We start from the raw sequence: 16415 nt of genomic DNA, 5'->3' as shown, positions 1-16415 counted from the left end.
TGGCAGTCCCCGCGCCGGCGGTTCGGCGTGTTCGGGAGGGGTGTCACCGCGCCCTCATGATTGGCAGCACAGAGGGCTGTAGACGCTGGAGGCTCACGCTGTGACCTCGTGCCGCCCACCGTCTCCACAACGGCGAACAGGACGCGGCCCCGCGTGCGGGGGCCGGTAGATCACATGGGGCCGGTCCAGAGGGAAGGCAGGGACAGCACGGCAAAGCCCGCCGCCGTGACCGTCAGAGAGACGGCGCCACGAGCAACGGGCTGGAGAAGCTGGGGGAGGGTGCGGGTAGGCTGAGACACGTCATCACGTCCTAGATCGTGGTGGCCGATGCCCCCGGACGGTTGCCGCCGTCGCGGGGGTTTCTTATGTGGGGAGCGTAGGCATAGCGACCTGTACAAGTGGGCGTACAAGCTGGTGCCGGTGGTCGACTCGGACCTGCTCGCGGACTGCTTCGACCTCGCGTGGGACATCCGCCGGCTGGACATGGAGGCCTCGCCGTACGACCTGACCGGAGTGGACGACCTCGCCGACGGGCGCGGCGGCTACGCGGCCGTGCGGATCGAAGAGCCGGCCGGGCGTGCCGAGTACGCGCGGCGACAGCGCGAGTTCGCCGCGCGGGGCCAGTCGCTGCGGGTGCGGCTGCTGGCGGTGCTGGACGCAGCCGCGGGGGCGGCCCCCGGGACCGGGCCGGACGCCGAGTGGACTTCCAGCGCACGTCCATGATTAGGATGGCCGCTCTACAGGCTGTGAGGCGCATCACTCGCGTCATCCGGTGACCGCCCCGGCCCTCTCCGCACCGAACGACTCGAGGACCTGACGTGACCAGAACCGTTCCAGCTCGCCGCCGCACCACGCTCGCCGCCGCCGTCGCGGCCGTCTCGCTCGCCGTCACGGCCGCCGCCCCCGCGCTCTCCGCGCCCGGCAACGGCAACGGCAACGGCAACGGGTCCGCATCGCAGGGTCAGGCCCGCTCCAACGACCTCTCCGCCACGCGCGGCAACAAGGTCAACGACGCCGCCGCGCTCGCGCCGCACCTCGTGGGCCAGACGCTGGACTGGGAGGCCTGCGACTTCGGCAGCGAGCGCCTCAACGCCCGGTTCAACGCGATCCCCGGCACCGCGTGCGCCGACGTCACGGTGCCGCGGGACTGGAAGAACCCCGAGGACGGCCACACCATCACCCTGCGCGTGGCCAAGACCGAGACCTCGAAGGGCAACCCGGAGCGCCAGGGCATCGCACTGGTGAACCCCGGCGGCCCGGGCGGCTCCGGCCTGCCCTGGGGCCCCGCCATGGCCGAGCGCGCCCCGGAGCTCGCCGAGCAGTACGACTTCATCGGCTTCGACCCCCGCGGCGTGGGCCAGTCCACCGCCCTGGAGTGCACCTACACGCCGAACCCCGAGCACGACGTGTGGCAGGACACGAAGGCCCAGGTCGACGCGTGCCTCGAGAACGAGCTCACCCCGTACATCACCACCGAGCAGACCGTGTACGACATGGACTTCATCCGCGCCGTCCTGGGCGAGGAGAAGACCTCCTACATCGGCTACTCGTACGGCACCTGGCTGGGCAGCTGGTACCAGCGCGTCTTCCCCCAGCACACGCACCGGTTCCTGCTGGACTCCGCCGTGGACATCTCCCGCGACGGGCTCCAGACCACCTGGGACCTGCAGCCGCGCTCCCGCGACCGCCAGTTCCAGGACGCGATGCTCCCCTACGTGGCCCGGCACGACGAGATCTTCGACCTCGGGGACGACCCGATGCAGATCCGGGAGCGCTGGGAGGACGTGGGCGGCACCCGCACCCAGCTCGGCATGATCGTCGCCGGCTCGTTCCTGCTGCCGGCCATGTACGACACGTCCCAGTACCTCGACGCCGGGTCCGTCATCGCCGCCTACATCCGCATCATGGAGTCCGAGGCCGCGGCCACGGATCCCGCGGGGCAGCGCACCCAGATCGAGCGCATCCTGGCCGAGGCCCGTGCGTCGCTGCCGGCCGAGGAGCGTGACTCCTTCGACCGCTTCGCCGCCCGCGGCCTGGAGACCGTGGGCGAGCGCGAGCAGCTCGTCGCCGCCACCCAGGCCGGAGACGCCGTCACCTTCGAGGGCGCGTTCTCGGCGATCCGGTGCCAGGACGGCCAGTGGAACACCTCGCAGGGCTACTGGACCTCGTGGGTGGACGACCTCGGCCGCAAGGCCCCGTGGATCGGTGTGCTGATGGGCCCGTCGGAGTGCATGTACTGGCCCGCCCAGACCTCCATGCCCTCCCAGCCCGGCGGCAAGGGCGCCCCGAACACCGTGATCGTGCAGTCCGAGCTGGACGCGGCGACCCCGTACGAGGGCGGCCACCGCGCCGCCGGCGTGCTGCGCAACACGTCCCTCATCTCCGTGGACAACGAGGGCACCCACGGCCTGTTCCCGTACGGCACCGAGTGCGTGGACGCGCCCATCCGTGACTACTTCCTGACCGGCGCCCAGCCGGCCGAGAAGTCGCTGTGCGACGCCGTCCCGCTGCCGCTCGAGACCCAGCCGGTCCAGGTGGCCGGGACCCCGACGCACAAGGGCGACATCAAGATCTCGATGCGCACCGACGCCGTGCGCGAGGCCAACCGGATCACCCACGACGCGATCGAGCGTCAGCTGATCGACTCCCGCGCGGTGACCCCGGACGTCGAGGCCTTCCTGGAGGACTGACTGCCCGGGCACCCCGGCACCCGGTCCGCCCCGACGGCCCGGCGACTCCCCCGCGGAGACGCCGGGCCGTCGTCGCGCCCGGGGAGGGCCTGCAACGCGGGTTGAGTTGTCGCGGGTCCGGGCGCCCAGCACCCCCGATAACTCAACCCGCGATGGGCAGCCGGAGGGGTGGCGTCGACGCCGGGGCCGATAGCCTCGCGCCATGATCCTGCACATCACCCTCCCGGAGGACTGGGCCGCCGCGCGGCGCATCGGCCGCTACACGGCGTCGACGCGCGGCGCCTCGATCGACGACGTCGGCTTCCTCCACGCCTCCGACGACGCCGCCCAGGTGGGCGTGGTCGGCGCGGCGATCTACCCGGACCGGCCAGACGCGTTCGTCGTCGGCCTGGACGAGGACGAACTGGCGGGGGCCGGCCTGCGGGTGCGGCGCGAGCCGGGAGACCCCTCCGATCCCCACTCGGCCGAGTTCCCGCACGTCTATCCGGGCGAGGCCGTCTCCGGGCACATCCCGTGGTCGATGCTCACCCCCGTGACCGACCCACGGGCGGAAGCCCGCGTGCACCGCGAAGACTCGGCCGAGGCCGCCGCGCTGCTCGATGCCGGGTGGAGCATACGCTCCCGCTCCTGGGGCGCACGCCTCCACCTCGACGACGACGCCGACCTGGCGTCCTACCGTGGCCACGTCGCGGCTTCCGAAGCGCGGGGAATCGAGGTGCGGAGACTGACCGCCGTCGACCTGCCCGCGCTGCGGGCCCTCGACGAGGAAGCGGCTCCCCGATTCCCACGCACCGACGGCTCCCGTCACGAGCCGCTGCCGGACGACCTCGAGGCCCGACTGTCCACCCCAGAGGGGCTCGCCGTGGGGGCCTTCGAGGGAGGCGTGCTCATCGGATTCACCCTGACGTTCCGCTCCCCTGCCCGGTGGGAGGTCGACCGCACCGCGGTCGCGGCCGAGCACGAGAACCGTGGCGTGGCGAAGGCCGTCAAGGCGGCGACCGTCCTGGCGACCCATGCCCGCGGTGGGCGCGAGTGGGGAACCGGCGGCGCCGAGTCCAACGCGGCGTCCCTGCGGATGAACGCGGCCCTCGGGTTCCGTCTCGAGCCTGCCTGGCTCGGGCTGACCCCGCCCACGACGTGGGAGGAGTTCGCGCGGGCCCCGGCGTCAAGCTCCCTTGACGACAAGGTCACTTGACTGTCAAGCTTGCTTCACAACGTCCGGTCGGACGGCCCCCACAGAGCCTCCGAGGCGGGCCGGGCCACCGGCCCAGGGCATCGACCACAGGAGGGCCCCATGACCACGAACCACTCCCGCCACACCACCGCCGCCGCGGACGGCCCGGGCACCCGGTACCCGGTCCGCCCCGACGGCCCGGCGACTCCCCCGCGGAGACGCCGGGCCGTCGTGGGGTCGGCTCAGCCGTCGAGGATGCAGAACTCGTTGCCCTCGGGGTCGGCGAGGACGGCCCAGCCGAGGTCGACGCGGCGGTCGTCGACCATCGCGGCGCCGAGGGCGAGCGCCCGCTCGATCTCGGCGTCGCGCGTCGAGCCGGCGGCCGCGCGCAGGTCCATGTGGGCGCGGTTCTTCACGCGCTTGGCGTCCGGGACGCGGAAGAAGAGGACGACCTGCCCGTCAGGGCCGACGAGTGAGCACTCGTCCGACCCCGGGCGGTAGAGGTGAGGCTCGTCGACCTCCCAGCCGAGCAGCGCGCGCCAGAACTCGGCGATGGCGTGGGGGTCCAGCGCGTCCCACGTGGTGTGAGAGAGACGGAGGGACATGGCGGCTCCTCAGGAACGGGCCGGGGCGGGCGGGGACGACTCCACGCGAGCCAAGGGCGCGGCACCCCGGGCAAGGCGGGTTGACTTGTCACGGGTATTCACCGCCCAGACCCGCGACAAGTCAACCCGCGTTGGCCGGACGGGCGGACGGACGGCGGAGGGCCGGGTCACCCGCGGATGTGTCGCATCACGAGCCGCGGGATCGCGCTGCGCGGGCTGATGCTGCACCACGCGACGGGCTCGCCGTCCGAGTACCGACGACGCCGGGCGCAGGCTCCCCCGCAGCGAGCGCCCGCATGGTGTCCTCGCGGGGGTCGCCGGGCGCGTGCCTCTGCGGCGCTGAGAGCCGGGGGGACAGGCACCAGCAGTGCGTGGCGCGGCGGTTCGGGTTGACGACGTGCGCGAAGTCGTCGAAGCGGTCGGCGGTGAGCGGGTGCACCTCGAAGGCCATGCGGCCAGCATCGTGGGCGGCGGTGGAGGCGTCCACGGCGAGGCCCAGCTCCGCCGCCGCCCTGTCGGGCCACCGTCAAGCAGACTTGACGTCAAACTCTCTTTACTGTCAAGCTTGCTTCACACGACGGGGACAAACCCCGGCCCCGCCCCGGAGGGACCGCCATGGCCACCACGCCGCACACCACCACCGACCTCGCCCGCGACCGCCGCCCCCGCTGGGGCCGCTCCGCCCGTCTGGGCGGCGGGTCCGGGCGACTGATCCTCGTCAGCCTCGTGGCCGGCGTCGTCATCGCCCTGCTGATCGGGGCCGCGGCCTACGGTCTGGCCTCGAGCCAGGGCGACGCCGATCCCCGCTTCCCGGCGGTCATGGGTGCGGTCATGGCGGCGTCGGCGCTCCCGGTCGGCGCAGCCCTCGCCTGGCTGTTCCTCGTGGACCGCACCACCCTCCGCGGCGCCGTCCGGGACACCGAGGAGACCGTCGAGGGCCGGTGGCTCGAGAAGGCGCAGTCCGGCGCATTCGGTGACCTGCTCGTGGTGCTGGGCCTGGGCACGTTCGTCGTCGCCCTGGCGGGGTGGCAGCCCAGCCTCCCCCTCGTGGGCGCCGGGCTGCTCCTCTTCGCGGGCGCCTCGGTGGCCGTCCGCTACGCGCTCCAGAAGCGCCGGGGCTGAGCCGTGGAGAACACCATCCCCGACGAGCGTGCCCGCCTCGGCTGGTCGCAGCAGCGGCTCGCCGACGAGCTCGGCGTCTCCCGGCAGACCGTCATCTCCCTCGAGAAGGGCCGCTACGACCCCTCGCTCCCGCTCGCCTTCCGCCTCGCGGCCGTGTTCGGGCGGCGGATCGAGGACCTGTTCACCCCGGACGGCAACGCGGGTTGAGTTCTCGCGGGTCCAGGCGCCCAGCACCCGTGACAAGTCAACCCGCGTTGGGCCCGGGGCGGCGTGGGGCATGAGAGGCTGGGGCCATGGATCGAGAGCTGCGCACCCCTCCGGAGCTGGAGGGCGTGGACTGGTACGACGACGCCCCGCGTCGCCCCCGTCCGATCGTCACCCTGGTGGCGTGGATCGCCATCCTGGGCCTGGTCCTCAGCGTGGGTGCCGGGATCTTCTCGGCCTTCTGACGCGTCACCGCCGGCCGCCGGCCAACGCGCCACCCCGGCCTCAGCGCACGTCGCCGTCCACGTAGCGCCAGATCCCGTCCTCACGGCGGAACCGGCTGACCTCATGGAGTCGGAACCGCCCCCCGGCCCCCGTGCCGACGGCCACGAACTCCACGGTCCCGGCGTCCTGGAACGGCCCGCCGTCCCGCACCTCCAGCACCGCCAGGCGGGTGAACCGCGGCGCCTGTTCCCCCGCGACCGGCAGCAGCTCGGCCGCGGTGGGCCGATGCTCGGGGGCCCAGGTCGCGGCGAGGTAGTCGGCCATCGCCCGGGCCTCCGCCGGCCCGGCCTCGCCCAGCCGCGCGAACGCCGTGTACCGGGAGCGCATGAGCGCCTCGGCGGTGGGCGCGATCAGGGCGCCGTCCCGGGCGAAACGTTCGTGCAGGCGACCGCAGCACGCCGCGAGCCCGGCTCCGGACCCGCAGGGGCAGGGGTCAGGACGGGTCACCGGCGCGGACGTCCGGCCGCGCGACGCCGGGCGGACCGGGCCTTGATGCGGCGCACTCCCGTCAGCACGACGCCGGCCGCCGCGGCGAGCAGCGCAGGGCCGAGCGGGCTGATCGGCCGACGGCGGCCGAGCGGGGACACACGGGTCTGCTGAGGTCTCATGCCGCCAGGCTACGCCGGGCCGGCTGCCGCGTGCCGCCCCCGTCACACCCCCGATTCCGCGTCCGGGCGGCCGAGTAGACTGGGCGGGCAAGCACGCGGAGCGCCCCGGGCCGGGCGTGAGACGGCATCACACCGTCCTGCTCCGCGGCATCGTCCCGCACCCAGGAGCGTGTTCATGCCCATCATCGTCGTCGACGTCATGCCCAAGCCCGAGATCCTCGATCCGCAGGGCAAGGCGATCAACGGGGCCCTGCCCCGCCTCGGCTTCACCGAGTTCAGCCAGGTCCGCCAGGGCAAGCGGTTCGAGCTCACCGTGGAGGGCGAGGTCACCGACGAGATCCTCGCCCAGGCCCGCACGGCCGCCGAGGAGATGCTGTCCAACCCCGTCATCGAGGACGTCGTGAACGTGGCCGTCCTGGACGAGGCCGAGGGCGCCCGATGACCGAGCTCCCCCTCATCGGCGACTACTCGACGCCGGCGACGCCGCTCAGCGGCGCGCGCATCGGCGTCATCACCTTCCCCGGCACCCTGGACGACGTGGACGCGCTGCGCGCCGTCCGCCTCGCCGGCGCCGAGCCCGTCTCCCTGTGGCACGCCGACGCGGACCCGCAGCGGACGCTCGCCGGGGTGGACGCCGTCGTGATCCCGGGCGGCTTCTCCTACGGCGACTACCTGCGCGCCGGCGCGATCGCGCGCTTCGCCCCCATGATGGACGCGGTGGCGACGGCGGCCGGCGGCCCCGAGGGCGACGCGGACGGCCTGCCGGTGCTCGGCATCTGCAACGGCTTCCAGATCCTCACGGAGTCGCACCTGCTGCCGGGCTCGATGATCAAGAACGACCACCTGCACTTCATCTGCCGCGACCAGGAGCTGGTCGTGGAGGGCACGGACACTGTGTGGACCCGCGACTTCGAGGAGGGCCAGACCATCACCGTGCCCCTGAAGAACCAGGACGGCCAGTACGTGGCGGATGAGAAGACCCTCGACGCCCTCGAGGCCGAGGGCCGCGTGGTGTTCCGCTACCGGGGCTGGAACCCGAACGGCTCGCGCCGGGACATCGCGGGCATCGCGAACCCGGCCGGCAACGTCGTCGGCCTGATGCCGCACCCGGAGCACGCCGTGGAGACGGGCTTCGGCCCGGACACCGCCGCCGGCCCCCGCTCCGGCGTGGACGGCCTCGGCTTCTTCACCTCCGTCCTGACCACCCTCGCCAGCCGTGGAGGCCATGCATGAGCCAGCAGTTCAACATCGAGACGGTCGCGGACGCGCAGGCGACGCCGGACGTCGAGCAGCCCTGGGCCGAGCTGGGCCTGAAGGAGAACGAGTACGCCGAGATCAAGAAGATCCTCGGCCGCCGCCCCACCGCGGCCGAGCTGGCCATGTACTCGGTCATGTGGTCCGAGCACTGCTCGTACAAGTCCTCGAAGGTGCACCTGCGCCAGTTCGGCGAGAAGCTCACCGACGAGATGAAGCAGCACATGATGGTGGGCATCGGCGAGAACGCCGGTGTGACCGACCTCGGTGACGGCTGGGCCGTGACGTTCAAGGTCGAGTCCCACAACTCGCCCTCCTACGTGGAGCCCTACCAGGGCGCGGCCACGGGCATCGGCGGCATCGTGCGCGACATCATCTCCATGGGCGCCCGCCCGGTGGCCGTGATGGACCCGCTGCGCTTCGGCGCGATCGACCACCCGGACACCGCCCGCGTGTTCCACGGCGTGGTGGCCGGCATCGGCGGCTACGGCAACTCCCTGGGCCTGCCGAACATCGGCGGCGAGACCCGCTTCGACCCGGTCTACCAGGGCAACCCGCTCGTCAACGCCCTCGCCGTGGGCGTGCTCAAGCACGAGGACCTGCGCCTGGCCAACGCCTCCGGCGTGGGCAACAAGGTGGTCCTGTTCGGTGCCCGCACCGGCGGTGACGGCATCGGCGGCGCCTCCGTGCTGGCCTCCGAGTCCTTCGACGGCGACGGCAAGCCCGCCAAGCGCCCCTCGGTGCAGGTCGGCGACCCCTTCTCCGAGAAGGTGCTCATCGAGTGTTGCCTCGAGCTGTTCCGCGACTCCCTCGTGGAGGGCATCCAGGACCTCGGCGCCGCCGGCATCTCCTGCGCCACCTCCGAGCTCGCCTCCAACGGCGAGGGCGGCATGAGCGTGGAGCTGACGGACGTGCTGCTGCGCGACTCCACGCTGACCCCGGGCGAGATCCTCATGTCCGAGTCGCAGGAGCGCATGATGGCCGTGGTGACGCCGGAGAACGTCGCCGCGTTCGAGGCCGTCATGGCCAAGTGGGACGTCGAGTACTCCTGGCTGGGCGAGGTCACCGGCGACGGCCGCCTGATCATCACCTGGGACGGCGAGGTCATCGTCGACGTGGACCCGCGCACCGTGGCCCACGACGGCCCGGTCTACGAGCGCCCGTACGCGCGTCCGGCCTGGCAGGACGAGCTCCAGGCGGACACGTTCCGCTCCTCCGAGGCCGGTCAGGACCTGCCCGCCACGGGCGAGGAGCTGCGCGCCGCCGTCGTGGAGCTGATGAGCTCCCCGAACCTGGCGGACACCTCCTGGATCACCCGCCAGTACGACCGCTACGTCCGCGGCAACACCGCCCTGGCGGCCCCGGACGACGCGGGTGTGGTGCGCGTGGACGAGGAGACCGGCATGGGCGTGGCCCTGGCCACGGACTGCAACGACCGGTTCACCTACCTGGACCCGTACACGGGCGCGCAGGCCTCCCTGGCCGAGGCGTACCGCAACGTCACCACCGCCGGGGCCGTGCCCCTGGCCGTCTCCGACTGCCTGAACTTCGGCTCCCCCGAGGACCCGGACGTGATGTGGCAGTTCGCGGAGGCCGTGCGCGGCCTGGCGGACGGCTGCCAGACCCTCGGCATCCCGGTGACCGGCGGCAACGTGTCCCTGTACAACCAGACGGGCAGCACCCCGATCCACCCCACCCCCACGGTGGCGGTGCTCGGCCAGCTCGACGACGTCCTGCGCCGCACCCCGTCCGGCTTCGCCCCGGACGCGGACGGCCAGGCGATCTACCTGCTGGGCGAGACCGCGGACGAGCTGGACGGCTCCGAGTTCGCGCGCCTGCGCGGCCACCTCGGCGGCCTGCCCCCGAAGGTCGACCTGAAGAAGGAGCGCCTGCTCGGCGAGCTGCTGGTCAACATGTCCCGGGACGGCATGATCGACGCCGCCCACGACGTCTCCGGCGGCGGCCTCGCGGCCACCCTGTCCGAGATGGTGCTGCGCTTCGGCGTGGGCGCCCGCGTGGTGCTGGACGAGGTGCTGCGCCGCGCCGGCGTGGACCTGTTCACCGCACTGTTCTCCGAGACGCAGGCGCGCGCCGTCGTGGCCGTGCCCCGCACCGAGGAGGTCCGGTTCACGGACATGACCACGGCCCGCGGCTACGCGGCCGTGCGCATCGGCGTGGTGGACGCCGACTCCGCGGCCCTCGAGGTCCAGGACGCCTTCACCCTGCCGATCGCGGAGCTGCGCGAGGCCTGGGAGGCCACCCTGCCGAAGCACTTCGGCTGACCCCGTGGGCCCACGGGCCCCGGCACGACGACGGCCGCTCACCTCCGGGGTGGGCGGCCGTCGTCGTGGGGCGGGACGGCGGGGACGAACGCCGCCGACCCTCGCACGGCCGTGCGCCTCAACCGTTGACGCGGCGGGCTCCGGTGACCAGAGTGATCCCAGGACAGCGCGCCAGCGCGCCGCCCGGCCCGTCCAAGAGGGTCGGCGCGGTCCCGACACACGAAGGAGACCACCCATGCGCCTCATCACCCTGGGCCTCGGCGCCGCACTCGGCTACCTGCTCGGCTCCGCCGAGGGCCGCAAGAACCTCGAGAAGATGACCCAGAACGCCCAGAAGCTCTGGAACGACCCCAAGACCCAGGAGAAGGTCGGCCAGGTCCAGGAGACCGCCCAGCAGAAGTTCGCTGAGGTGAAGAAGTCCGATCCGGTGCAGAAGGCCACGACGAAGGTGGAGGATGCCATGCAGGGCAACGACAAGAAGAACGACGCCCGCGAAGATCGCGTGACCGAGTCCAACAACGACAACGTCACCTCGGCGGCCCGCCACGGTGCCGAGCCGGACACCATCTCGGACCCGTCCACCCCGCTGGGTGACGAGGGTCCGCTGACGCGCTGACCCGCGCAGACACGGCGGCCCGCCTCCCCTCGGGGAGGCGGGCCGCCGTCGTCGTGGGCCGGGTCAGCCGTCCTGCTTCAGGACCTCGTCGGCCGGCGGGGCCTGCACCGGATCCACCTCGCCCATCTCGGAGAGGGTCACCACGGCCTTCGTGCCGGCGGACTCGGTCTCCACGGTGAGCAGGCGGCCGTCCTCCTTGGACACCGTGAACGCGGTCAGCGCCACGCCCTCCTGCGGGCCCGAGACGGGCTCGTCCAGCACGTAGCGGATCGCGTCCTGACCGCTGCGGCGGATGCCGTCCGCGTCCGCCTCGACGTCGTCCAGGCCGCCCGACTCCGGCAGGGAGCCCAGCAGCGAGCTCACCATCGCGCCCATGCCGGTGGCGCGGGGATCGCTCTCGTACGGGGTGGCGGTCCAGCGCTCCACATAGGCGGGGCGGTCCTCGCCGCTCGCGCCGGCGCGCTCCACCGTGAATCGGGAGTACGCGGTGCCGTCCACGATCCGGGACTCGTCCCGGGTGATCAGGCCGTCGTCCTGGTACACGGACACGTACCGCATGGACGAGCCGTCCACGGGACCGGAGATGTCCACCGAGTCCGGGACCGCGCGGCCGTTGGTCGGGGCCTCGGACCGCAGCTCGGTGACCATGCGGACGGAGTCGGCCTCCTCGAGCTGGGTGCGGGCGCGGTCCCAGGCGCCGGGGGCGTCGTCGCCCGAGGCGCAGCCGGTCAGCAGCAGGGCGGCCGCCCCGACGGCGGCGAGGGACAGGCCGCGACGGGTGCGGCGGGTCTGGGTCTGGCGCTGCCTCACTCGGCCACCTCCTCCGGCGCCTCGGCCGGCTCGATCTGGTTCCAGTCGCTCAGGGCGTACTGCTGGGTGGCCCGGCCGTCGTCGACGGTGAGCGCGACCAGCTCGCCGTCGTCGTCCACCGTGAAGGAGTGCACCCGGGTGGCGTCGCCCTCGGCCATTGCGGCGTCGGCGACCTCCTCGGGCACGGCATAGCGGTAGGCCGTGCCGCCGTCCCAGTCGACCTCCTCGGCGCGCACCTGGGCGCCGTCGAGGGCGTCCGCCGCGGGGAGGCCCACCTGGTCGAGGAGGGACTTCAGGGGCGGCTCCTGCCCCTCGCCGGCCGAGACACGGCGCCACTGTGGGTCGGAGTACATCATCTGGACGTCGTCCGGGACGTCGGACCCGTCCACGTCGACCCGCACGAACACGTCCTCGCCGACCTGGCGCGACTCCATGGTGATGTGCGAGTCGCGGCCGACCTGCATGACGCCCTTCGACTCGGCGTCGCCGCCGTCGAGCCGGCCGGCGATGTCCCAGCGGACCGACTGCGGGCCCTGACGGCCGGTGGTGTAGGCGGTCTCGAGTCGGACGGTCTCGGCCTCGTCCAACTGGGTGCGGGCCTGATGCCAGGCCTCCCCCGCCGACTGCGGCTCGGATGCGCACCCGGCCAAGGCCAGGGCGCCCACGACGCCGAGCCCGGCCGCGCGGACGGCACGTCTGCGCTGCATGTTCTCCTCCTGGGGCTGCTGCCGGCCGAGGCAGGGCGCCGCGGCCACTGGCGTCACCCTACCGGCGGCGCAGGGCGAAGGATGCGCCGTGGTGGTTCTGCGGCAGGTGGTCGCCGCGGCCGAAGAGCTTGTGGCGCAGCGTGCCGTCCGTGTACGCGGTCTTGTAGCGGCCGAGCTTCTGCAGCTCCGGCACCACGAACTCCACGACGTCCTCGAAGGTGCCCGGGGTGATGTGGTAGGCGAGGTTGAAGCCGTCCACGTCGGTCTCGTCGGCCCACTCGACGAGCTGGCGGGCCGCGGACTCGCCGCCGCCCACGATCACGGGGCCGAAGCCGCCGATGCCCACCCACTCGGCGAGCTTGCGCACGGTCCACTCCTCGTCCGTTCCGGAGGCCTTCTGGAAGGTCTCCACGGTGGACTGGATGGCGTTCGACTTCACGTCCCCGATCGGCTCGTCCAGGTCGTACTGGGACAGGTCGATGCCCATCCAGCCGGACATGAGCACGAGGCCGCCCAGCGGGTCCACATACTGCGCCAGGTCGTTGTACTTGGCCCGCGCGTCCTCGTCGGTGGCCCCGGTGACGATCGTCTGCATCGCGAAGATCTTCACGTCGTACGGGTCACGGCCGGCGTCCACCAGGGACTGGCGGATCTTCTTCACGGTGGCGGCCGCCAGCTCCTTCGTGGGGGAGTTGATGAACACGGCCTCGGCGTGCTTGCCGGCGAAGGCGCGGCCGCGCGTCGAGGCGCCGGCCTGGTAGATCACGGGGGTGCGCTGCACGGACGGCTCGGTGACGGCGTGGCCGGGCACGGTGAAGTACCGGCCCTCGTGGGCGATGTCGTGGACCTTGGCCGGGTCCGCGAACACGCCGGACTCCTTGTCGTAGACGACGGCGTCGTCCTCCCACGAGCCCTCGAGGAGCTTGTAGACGACGTCGAGGTACTCGTCGGCGTGCTCGTAGCGCTCGTCGTGCTCCATCTGGTCGTCCTGGCCCATGTTCTGGGCGGCGGAGGGCAGGTAACCGGTGACCACGTTCCAGCCCACGCGGCCGCCCGTGAGGTGGTCGAGCGTGGCGAGGCGGCGGGCGAACGGGTAGGGGTGCTCGTAGGCGGTGCCGGCGGTGACGCCGAAGCCGAGGTGCTCGGTGACCGCGGCCATCGCGGAGACGAGCAGGAACGGGTCGTTCACGGGGGTCTGCGCGCCGGTCCTGATGGCGGCCTCGGAGGTGCCGCCGTACACGGAGTACGGGCCGAGGACGTCGGCGATGAACAGGCCGTCGAACAGGCCCTTCTCCAGCGTCTGCGCCAGGTGCGTCCAGTAGCCCAGGGTGTTGTAGTCCCGGGCGTGGTCGTCGGGGTGACGCCAGAGACCCGGGGACTGGTGGGCGACGCAGTTCATGTCGAATGCGTTGAAGAGGATCGCGCGGTGCTCGTCCGGGCGGGTGGGTGCTCCGGCCCCGGCGTTCTCGGCGGTGCTCATGGGTCTCCTTTCCAGGGCCGCCCGGTCGCAGGGGCGCGGCCGGGCGAGCGACGGTTCCGCACCATGCAACGCTGACGCGGCCGGCGGTGGAAGCCGGTCCGGCCCAGGGGTTCATGACGGCCCCGCCGGGCCCGGCCACGCGTCCGGCGCCCGGTTCGTGACATGCCCCGACCATGACGGAGGACACGTCCGCGGGCGGCGGCCCTGTTGCGGCCCAGTGGCACCCCAGCGCTGAGCCAGCGGCGCACCAGCGCTGAGCCAGAGAAATCTGCTGCATCCACCCCGCGGAGACGACCGAAACGTCTGGCTCAGCGCTGGCCCAGCCCGGCCCCGGGTGCTGGACCGGCCCGGCGCCCGGGCGGTGGTGGGGCTGGCCGCGCCCGCTGTCCTCCTGGTGCTGTGGTGGGCGGTGACGGCCGCCGGGCTGCTCTCCGCGGTGCAGCTGCCCTCCCCCGGCGCGGTGCTGAGCGCCGGCGTCAACCTGCTGGAGCGGGGCGACCTGTGGCTGCACGTGGGGATCTCCACCCAGCGCGTGCTGCTGGGCTTCCTGCTCGGCGCCGCACTCGGGCTGGCCGTGGGGTCCGCGCTCGGGCTGTCCCGGTGGGCGGACGCGCTGTTCGCCCCGCTGATCGGGGCGCTGCGCGCGGTGCCCTCGCTGGCCTGGGTGCCGCTGCTGATCCTGTGGATGCAGATCGGCGAGGAGTCCAAGGTCACCCTCATCGCGATCGGCGCGTTCTTCCCGGTGTTCACCACCGTCTACGCCGCCCTGCGCCATGTGGACCCGCACCTGGTGGAGGCCGGTCGGGCCTTCGGCTACCACGGGCTGTCCCTGCTGCGGACGGTGCAGCTGCCCGCCGTGGTGCCGGCCGTGTTCTCCGGCCTGCGGCTGGCCCTGGCCCAGGCCTGGCTGTTCCTGGTGGCCGCGGAGCTGATCGCCTCCTCGATGGGCCTGGGCTTCCTGCTCACCGACTCGCAGAACAACGGACGCACGGACCGCCTGATCCTGGCGATCATCCTGCTCGCCGTGCTCGGCAAGCTCACCGACTGGCTGCTCGGCCTGCTGGAGCGCCGGGCCCTGCGCCGCTGGGCCTGAGCCCGGCACGTTCGGCCGCCCGGTCGTCGGGTCAGTCCCCCTCGGGGACCTCGCCGGCCGACGTGTAGGCGGTCGGCGGGGTGCCGTTCACGAGCCAGTCGCCGGCCATGCGCACCTTGAACGCCGCCGGGTCGTGGGTGGCGAGGGTGCGGGCGTTGCGCCAGTGCCGGTCGAGCCGCAGCGTGGCCGACGTCGCCGACGCGCCGAGCGTGTCGAAGATGCGGGTGCACACCTCGAGGACGGCCTCCGGCACCACGGCCTGGGCCCGGTACGCGGCCGCCATCGCCTCGGCGGACGCCGCCACGACGTCGGCCTCCGCCGGGCCGGCCCCGTCGGCGCCGTCCTGCCCCTCGTCGAGCAGCCGCCCGATCTCGCGCACCATCAGCTCGGCCGCGGCCTGCCGCCCGGCCAGCTGCCCCATGATCTCGAGGAGCTGGGGGTCGTCCTTGGGCAGCGCGGCCGTGCCGGTGTTGAAGGTGCGGCGCCGCTGCCGCAGCAGCTGCGTGCCCTCCGTGAGCGCCGCCCGGCCGATCCCGGCCTGCAGCGCCAGCAGGGTCGCCTCCATGAGCACGGGCACCGGCCCGTCCTGCCGCGGCACCTCGAGCAGCTCCTCGGCCGCGGCGTCGTCGAGCACCACGGACCCGGTGGCGGTCAGGCGCTGGCCGAACCCGTCCCAGTCGTCCTTGATGCCCACGCGCGGCTGACGCACGCGCACGACGGCGACGGCTCGGTCCGGCTCGCGGACCGCACCCCCGGCCCGCTTCGAGTTCCGGCGCGAGACGAGGTCCGCCCCCTCGATGCCCACGGTCGCGGCGGTCCACGTGGCGAACGCCGAGCCGGTCGCGTAGTACTTCTGCCCCCGCACGACCCAGGTGCCGCCCTCGTCCCGGCTGGCCAGGGTGGCGGCACGGCCCGGCGCGGCCCCGCCGGCGCGTTCGGCCAGGGCGGAGCCGGCCCAGTCCCCGTCGACGATGTGCCGCAGCCACCGCTCCCGGCGGGCGGGCGCCTGGTCCATGGCCGTGGCGATGAACACGAGGTGGGAGCGCCAGACGTGCGCGGTGTTCACGTCCCGGGCGGCCAGGTCCATGAGCAGGCGCAGCACGGTCTCGCTGCCGCCGCCCTCGCCGCCCGCGTCCACGGGGACGCCGACCTTGCCGAACCCGGCGGCCTGCAGCTCCCCGAGCGCGGCGAACGGCAGGTGCCGGCCCGCCTCGCGGGCCCGCTCGCCGTGGGCGACGGAGTCGAAGGCGTCGGCGTACCGGGCGGCGAGGGTGGCGTAGGTGGTCATGGACCTACTCTGACACGCGCGGGCGGCCCGGCGGCCGGGGCGACCCGGCCGTGGGACGGGGTCCACACCGGCCGCCGTCGCCGTGGCCCGCGCCGGCCGCCCGCGGGGGTCCGGCGGGCCGAGCATGACCGCCGGTGACGACGGCGGGCGGGGCGCCGTCGTCGGCGTCCCTACCCTGGTCGGACCCGCCGACCAGG

The 16415-nt window shown here is 73.3% G+C and carries 17 protein-coding genes and 1 pseudogene; 11 read left to right on the top strand and 7 right to left on the bottom strand.

Annotated features, from left to right (window positions below; translation table 11 throughout):
- Positions 1-387: 387 nt before the first annotated feature.
- The 3 genes and pseudogenes from ACZ1IK_RS03535 to ACZ1IK_RS03525 all read left to right on the top strand — a co-directional run.
- Positions 388-723, top strand: a pseudogene (locus ACZ1IK_RS03535) (3-methyladenine DNA glycosylase); the annotation flags it as partial.
- 95 nt (positions 724-818) lie between these two features.
- Positions 819-2690, top strand: a complete 1872-nt coding sequence (locus tag ACZ1IK_RS03530) for an alpha/beta hydrolase (protein ID WP_216886636.1) — start codon at positions 819-821, stop codon at positions 2688-2690.
- A gap of 202 nt (positions 2691-2892) precedes the next feature.
- Positions 2893-3885 (top strand): GNAT family N-acetyltransferase, encoded by a 993-nt coding sequence (locus ACZ1IK_RS03525; RefSeq protein ID WP_465098327.1) that lies wholly within the window; start codon positions 2893-2895, stop codon positions 3883-3885.
- A 221-nt stretch (positions 3886-4106) separates the two neighbouring features.
- Here ACZ1IK_RS03525 and ACZ1IK_RS03520 read toward each other — a convergent pair whose 3' ends face one another.
- The gene (locus ACZ1IK_RS03520; RefSeq protein WP_020621445.1) at positions 4107-4469 is read right to left on the bottom strand and encodes a VOC family protein; all 363 of its coding nucleotides are present in this window, start codon (positions 4467-4469) and stop codon (positions 4107-4109) included.
- A gap of 615 nt (positions 4470-5084) precedes the next feature.
- Here ACZ1IK_RS03520 and ACZ1IK_RS03515 point away from each other — a divergent pair.
- The 3 genes from ACZ1IK_RS03515 (at position 5085) to ACZ1IK_RS03505 (ending at position 6040) form a co-directional block, all read left to right on the top strand.
- The gene (locus ACZ1IK_RS03515) at positions 5085-5591 is read left to right on the top strand and encodes a hypothetical protein (protein WP_231862100.1); all 507 of its coding nucleotides are present in this window, start codon (positions 5085-5087) and stop codon (positions 5589-5591) included.
- 3 nt (positions 5592-5594) lie between these two features.
- Complete coding sequence (locus tag ACZ1IK_RS03510; RefSeq protein ID WP_002856639.1) at positions 5595-5798, top strand: helix-turn-helix transcriptional regulator; 204 nt, start codon at positions 5595-5597, stop codon at positions 5796-5798.
- A gap of 86 nt (positions 5799-5884) precedes the next feature.
- Positions 5885-6040: a hypothetical protein gene (locus tag ACZ1IK_RS03505; protein WP_002856637.1), complete on the top strand. Its 156-nt coding sequence runs from the start codon at positions 5885-5887 to the stop codon at positions 6038-6040.
- 40 nt (positions 6041-6080) lie between these two features.
- On the opposite strand, the gene ACZ1IK_RS03500 is transcribed toward ACZ1IK_RS03505, so the two are convergent.
- Together ACZ1IK_RS03500 and ACZ1IK_RS03495 are read right to left on the bottom strand one after the other, a co-directional pair.
- Positions 6081-6527 carry a YchJ family protein gene (locus ACZ1IK_RS03500; protein WP_002856636.1) on the bottom strand — a complete coding sequence of 149 codons (447 nt, stop codon included), beginning with the start codon at positions 6525-6527 and terminating at the stop codon, positions 6081-6083.
- Positions 6524-6688 carry a hypothetical protein gene (locus tag ACZ1IK_RS03495; RefSeq protein ID WP_155116188.1) on the bottom strand — a complete coding sequence of 55 codons (165 nt, stop codon included), beginning with the start codon at positions 6686-6688 and terminating at the stop codon, positions 6524-6526. The genes ACZ1IK_RS03500 and ACZ1IK_RS03495 overlap by 4 nt, the downstream gene beginning before the upstream one ends.
- Before the next feature lie 175 nt (positions 6689-6863).
- On the opposite strand from ACZ1IK_RS03495, the gene purS reads away from it, so the two are divergent.
- From purS to ACZ1IK_RS03475, 4 genes are all read left to right on the top strand, one after another.
- Positions 6864-7130 carry a phosphoribosylformylglycinamidine synthase subunit PurS gene (purS, locus tag ACZ1IK_RS03490; RefSeq protein ID WP_002856633.1) on the top strand — a complete coding sequence of 89 codons (267 nt, stop codon included), beginning with the start codon at positions 6864-6866 and terminating at the stop codon, positions 7128-7130.
- Positions 7127-7921: a phosphoribosylformylglycinamidine synthase subunit PurQ gene (purQ, locus tag ACZ1IK_RS03485; RefSeq protein ID WP_002856628.1), complete on the top strand. Its 795-nt coding sequence runs from the start codon at positions 7127-7129 to the stop codon at positions 7919-7921. Before purS ends, purQ begins: the two co-directional genes overlap by 4 nt.
- A complete protein-coding gene (gene purL, locus ACZ1IK_RS03480) occupies positions 7918-10224 on the top strand; it encodes a phosphoribosylformylglycinamidine synthase subunit PurL (protein ID WP_465098326.1) in 2307 nt (768 codons plus the stop codon). Before purQ ends, purL begins: the two co-directional genes overlap by 4 nt.
- Before the next feature lie 235 nt (positions 10225-10459).
- Positions 10460-10840: a YtxH domain-containing protein gene (locus tag ACZ1IK_RS03475; RefSeq protein ID WP_069941509.1), complete on the top strand. Its 381-nt coding sequence runs from the start codon at positions 10460-10462 to the stop codon at positions 10838-10840.
- A 63-nt stretch (positions 10841-10903) separates the two neighbouring features.
- On the opposite strand, the gene ACZ1IK_RS03470 is transcribed toward ACZ1IK_RS03475, so the two are convergent.
- The 3 genes from ACZ1IK_RS03470 to ACZ1IK_RS03460 are packed head-to-tail and all read right to left on the bottom strand — an operon-like array spanning position 10904 to position 13837.
- Complete coding sequence (locus ACZ1IK_RS03470) at positions 10904-11650, bottom strand: hypothetical protein (RefSeq protein ID WP_020621438.1); 747 nt, start codon at positions 11648-11650, stop codon at positions 10904-10906.
- Positions 11647-12357, bottom strand: a complete 711-nt coding sequence (locus ACZ1IK_RS03465) for a Tat (twin-arginine translocation) pathway signal sequence (RefSeq protein ID WP_205805017.1) — start codon at positions 12355-12357, stop codon at positions 11647-11649. Before ACZ1IK_RS03465 ends, ACZ1IK_RS03470 begins: the two co-directional genes overlap by 4 nt.
- A gap of 58 nt (positions 12358-12415) precedes the next feature.
- The gene (locus ACZ1IK_RS03460) at positions 12416-13837 is read right to left on the bottom strand and encodes an LLM class flavin-dependent oxidoreductase (protein WP_437367001.1); all 1422 of its coding nucleotides are present in this window, start codon (positions 13835-13837) and stop codon (positions 12416-12418) included.
- 268 nt (positions 13838-14105) lie between these two features.
- Between ACZ1IK_RS03460 and ACZ1IK_RS03455 the strand changes: the two genes are divergently transcribed.
- Entirely contained in the window at positions 14106-14930 is an 825-nt protein-coding gene (locus ACZ1IK_RS03455; protein WP_465098328.1) for an ABC transporter permease, read from the top strand.
- A gap of 31 nt (positions 14931-14961) precedes the next feature.
- Here the strand turns inward: ACZ1IK_RS03455 and ACZ1IK_RS03450 are convergent, their stop codons facing one another.
- The gene (locus ACZ1IK_RS03450) at positions 14962-16218 is read right to left on the bottom strand and encodes an acyl-CoA dehydrogenase family protein (protein ID WP_101965637.1); all 1257 of its coding nucleotides are present in this window, start codon (positions 16216-16218) and stop codon (positions 14962-14964) included.
- Between the last annotated feature and the right edge of the window lie 197 nt (positions 16219-16415).

The sequence above is a fragment of the Micrococcus sp. CS26 genome, assembly GCF_055522295.1.
The sequence above is the reverse complement of the archived record's forward strand: the minus strand, read 5'-3'. Positions and strand labels throughout refer to the sequence as shown.

Bases quoted from the DNA above. Each gene is read 5' to 3' on its own strand.
- ACZ1IK_RS03525 (WP_465098327.1), top strand. From the start codon at position 2,893: ATGATCCTGCACATCACCCTCCCGGAGGACTGGGCCGCCGCGCGGCGC.
- ACZ1IK_RS03520 (WP_020621445.1), bottom strand. From the start codon at position 4,469: ATGTCCCTCCGTCTCTCTCACACCACGTGGGACGCGCTGGACCCCCAC.
- ACZ1IK_RS03515 (WP_231862100.1), top strand. From the start codon at position 5,085: ATGGCCACCACGCCGCACACCACCACCGACCTCGCCCGCGACCGCCGC.
- ACZ1IK_RS03505 (WP_002856637.1), top strand. From the start codon at position 5,885: ATGGATCGAGAGCTGCGCACCCCTCCGGAGCTGGAGGGCGTGGACTGG.
- ACZ1IK_RS03495 (WP_155116188.1), bottom strand. From the start codon at position 6,688: ATGAGACCTCAGCAGACCCGTGTGTCCCCGCTCGGCCGCCGTCGGCCG.
- purS (WP_002856633.1), top strand. From the start codon at position 6,864: ATGCCCATCATCGTCGTCGACGTCATGCCCAAGCCCGAGATCCTCGAT.
- purQ (WP_002856628.1), top strand. From the start codon at position 7,127: ATGACCGAGCTCCCCCTCATCGGCGACTACTCGACGCCGGCGACGCCG.
- purL (WP_465098326.1), top strand. From the start codon at position 7,918: ATGAGCCAGCAGTTCAACATCGAGACGGTCGCGGACGCGCAGGCGACG.
- ACZ1IK_RS03475 (WP_069941509.1), top strand. From the start codon at position 10,460: ATGCGCCTCATCACCCTGGGCCTCGGCGCCGCACTCGGCTACCTGCTC.
- ACZ1IK_RS03465 (WP_205805017.1), bottom strand. From the start codon at position 12,357: ATGCAGCGCAGACGTGCCGTCCGCGCGGCCGGGCTCGGCGTCGTGGGC.
- ACZ1IK_RS03460 (WP_437367001.1), bottom strand. From the start codon at position 13,837: ATGAGCACCGCCGAGAACGCCGGGGCCGGAGCACCCACCCGCCCGGAC.
- ACZ1IK_RS03450 (WP_101965637.1), bottom strand. From the start codon at position 16,218: ATGACCACCTACGCCACCCTCGCCGCCCGGTACGCCGACGCCTTCGAC.